Raw genomic sequence first — 2917 nt, 5'->3', positions numbered from 1 at the left:
GTCGTCGAAGACGGCCTCGACCATCACCTCGGTGACGATGTCGGCGACGCCCGGCAGGACGTCCTCCGGGCCGAGTACCGCGCGGGCGGCGTCGACGGCCTCGGCGAGCCGTTTGCCGTCCCGGGCGGCCTCGCAGACGGTGTCCGCGATCAGCGCGGTGGCCTCGGGCACGTTCAGCCGCAGGCCGCGCGCCCGGCGGGCCCGGGCCAGCTCGGCGGCTCCGAAGAGCAGCAGCCGGTCACGTTCCGTGGGGGTCAGTCTCACGACCCGGCACCTCCTTGCCTTCCCCGATTTAGAGCACCACTCTAAACACAGATTTCCTCGCACGGAAGCATTGACCGACGGCAGGACTTCACGTCACATTGAGCGTCGCTCTAAACAGCGAGGCGGCCGTCGAAGGAGACCAGCCATGCCCATAGAACAGCGCGGTGTCGACACCGTCCCGGACGAGGAACGCACCAGCGGGCCACGGGACCTCGTGTCGATCCTGCTCGGCTCCAACCTCTGCCTCGGGGTGATCATCTTCGGCTGGCTGCCGGCGTCGTTCGGGCTCGGCTGGTGGGCGTCGGTCGGCGCGATCGTGGCCGGCACCCTGGCCGGCACCGTGTTCACGGCCCCGCTCGCCCTGGTCTCCCTGCGCACCGCGACCAACCTGTCCACCTCCTCGGGGGCCCAGTTCGGCGTGCGCGGCCGGCTCGTCGGCTCGGTGGTCGGACTGCTGCTGGCCCTCGGCTACACCGCGCTGACGGTGTGGATCGGCGGCGACGTGATGCTGACGGTCCTCGGCCGGCTCCTCGGGGTGCCCGCGGACGGGGTCTCGTACGCCCTCGTGTACGGGGTGCTCGCCGCCGCGACCGTCGCCGGGGCGGTCTACGGCTACCGGGTGCTGCTCGCCATGTCACGCGTCCTCGCGATCGGCATGACGGCCCTGCTGCTGCTCGGGGTGCTCGCCTACGCACCGCACTTCACCACCGGCGCGCTGCCCGGCGCCGGCGGCTACCTGCTGGGCTCGTTCTGGCCGACCTGGTTCCTGGCCGCGGTGGCGGCGGGCCTGTCCGGCCCCATCGCGTTCATCACGCTGCTCGGCGACTACACCCGCTACATCTCCCCGGCCCGCCACTCCCCGCGCCGCGTGCTGCACGCCACCTGGCTCGGGCTGGTCCTGGGTCTGCTGGTCCCGCAGCTCTTCGGCACCTTCACGGCGTACGCGGCCGGCGCGGCCACCGACTACGCCGGACCGCTGGTCGCGGCCTCCCCCGGCTGGTACCTGGTGCCGCTGCTGCTGTCCGCCTCGGCGGGCTCGGTCGGCAACGCGGGCCTGATGCTGTACTCCATGGGCCTGGACCTGGACGCGATCCTGCCCCGGGCCTCCCGTGCCCGCGCCACCTGCACCGTGGCGGTCGTGGCCACGGTCTGCGTCTTCGCCGGCCACTACCTGTGGAACGCGCAGTCGGCGATGACGTCCTTCGTGCTCCTGCTCACCGCCGTCGGCACCCCGTGGGCGGTCGTCACCCTCATCGGCTTCGTCCGCTGCCGGGGTGTGTACGACGCCGACGCCCTCCAGGTCTTCAACCGCCGCTCCCGGGGCGGGGTCTACTGGTACCGGGCGGGCTGGAACGTGCCGGCGACCGTGTCCTGGGCGCTGGGCGCGGCGGTCGGCCTGCTGGCGGTGTCCCTGCCGTCGTACGCGGGCCCGCTGCTGCCCCTCACCGGCGGCGTGGACTGCAGCTTCCTGTTGTCGGGCCTGGTGGGCGCGGTGGCGTACCTGCTGCTGACACTCGGCGAGGAGCGCCCCGACGGGGCGCGGGGAACTGCGCGACGAGCCGCGACGGACCAGCGGACGATCGACGGTCTGTCCCGCAGTTCCCGCTGAGCCGTCAGCCGACCCGGTGCATCCAGCCGTGCTTGTCCTCGGCCGTGCCGCGCTGGAGGTCGAGCAGGGCCTCGCGCAGCCGCATGGTGACCTCGCCCGGCTCACCGCCGCCCAGCTGCCACTCGGCGCCGGCCCGCTTGACGGTGCCGACCGGAGTGATCACGGCGGCGGTGCCGCACGCGAAGACCTCGGTGAGCGTGCCGTTCTCGGAGTCGCGCTGCCACTGGTCGACGGAGACGCGGCCCTCCTCCGACTCGTACCCGAGGTCGCGGGCGACGGCCAGCAGGGAGTCGCGGGTGACGCCCTCCAGGATGGAACCGGTCAGGGTGGGCGTGACGATCTTGTTGCCGTGCACGAAGTACAGGTTCATCCCGCCGAGTTCCTCGACCCACTTGTGCTCGACCGCGTCGAGGTAGCAGACCTGGTCGCAGCCCTTGGCGGCGGCCTCGGCCTGGGCGAGCAGGGACGCGGCGTAGTTGCCGCCGGTCTTGGCGTCGCCCATGCCGCCGGGGACGGCGCGGACGCGGTCCTCGGAGACCCAGATGGACACCGGCTTGACACCGCCCGGGAAGTACGCGCCGGCCGGGGAGGCGATGACGATGAAGAGGTACTCGTTGGCGGGCTTCACGCCCAGCCCGACCTCCGTGGCGATCATGAACGGGCGCAGGTACAGCGACTCCTCGCCGCCGTGCGCCGGCACCCAGTCGACGTCCTGGCGGACCAGGGCGTCGCAGGCCTCGATGAACGTCTCGACCGGCAGCTCCGGCATGGCGAGGCGGCGGGCGGAGCGCTGGAAGCGCTGGGCGTTCTGGTCCGGCCGGAAGAGGGCGACCGAGCCGTCGGGCTGCCGGTAGGCCTTCAGGCCCTCGAAGATCTCCTGCGCGTAGTGCAGGACGTGGGTGGCCGGGTCGAGGGGGATCGGCGCGTACGGAACGAGCTGCCCGTCGTGCCAGCCGCGGCCCTCCGTCCACTTGATCGTCACCATGTGGTCGGTGAAGTGGCGGCCGAACCCCGGGTGGGCCAGGATCGCCGCGCGCTCTGCGG

At 72.5% G+C, this 2917-nt stretch carries 3 protein-coding genes; 1 reads left to right on the top strand and 2 read right to left on the bottom strand.

Annotated features, from left to right (window positions below):
- Positions 1 to 264, bottom strand: a 264-nt coding sequence (gene ureA, locus IE312_RS39645; protein ID WP_229899578.1) for an urease subunit gamma, incomplete at its 3' end; no start/stop codon positions are given.
- Positions 265 to 409: 145 nt separating this feature from the next.
- On the opposite strand from ureA, the gene IE312_RS11695 reads away from it, so the two are divergent.
- Positions 410 to 1873 carry a cytosine permease gene (locus IE312_RS11695; RefSeq protein ID WP_189980950.1) on the top strand — a complete coding sequence of 488 codons (1464 nt, stop codon included), beginning with the start codon at positions 410 to 412 and terminating at the stop codon, positions 1871 to 1873.
- Positions 1874 to 1877: 4 nt separating this feature from the next.
- Here IE312_RS11695 and IE312_RS11690 read toward each other — a convergent pair.
- Positions 1878 to 2917, bottom strand: a 1040-nt coding sequence (locus tag IE312_RS11690; RefSeq protein WP_229899576.1) for a branched-chain amino acid aminotransferase, incomplete at its 5' end; no start/stop codon positions are given.

This window comes from Streptomyces capoamus, from assembly GCF_014654935.1.
In the GTDB taxonomy this organism is placed as follows: domain Bacteria; phylum Actinomycetota; class Actinomycetes; order Streptomycetales; family Streptomycetaceae; genus Streptomyces; species Streptomyces capoamus.
This window is presented reverse-complemented; position numbering and strand designations above follow the sequence as displayed.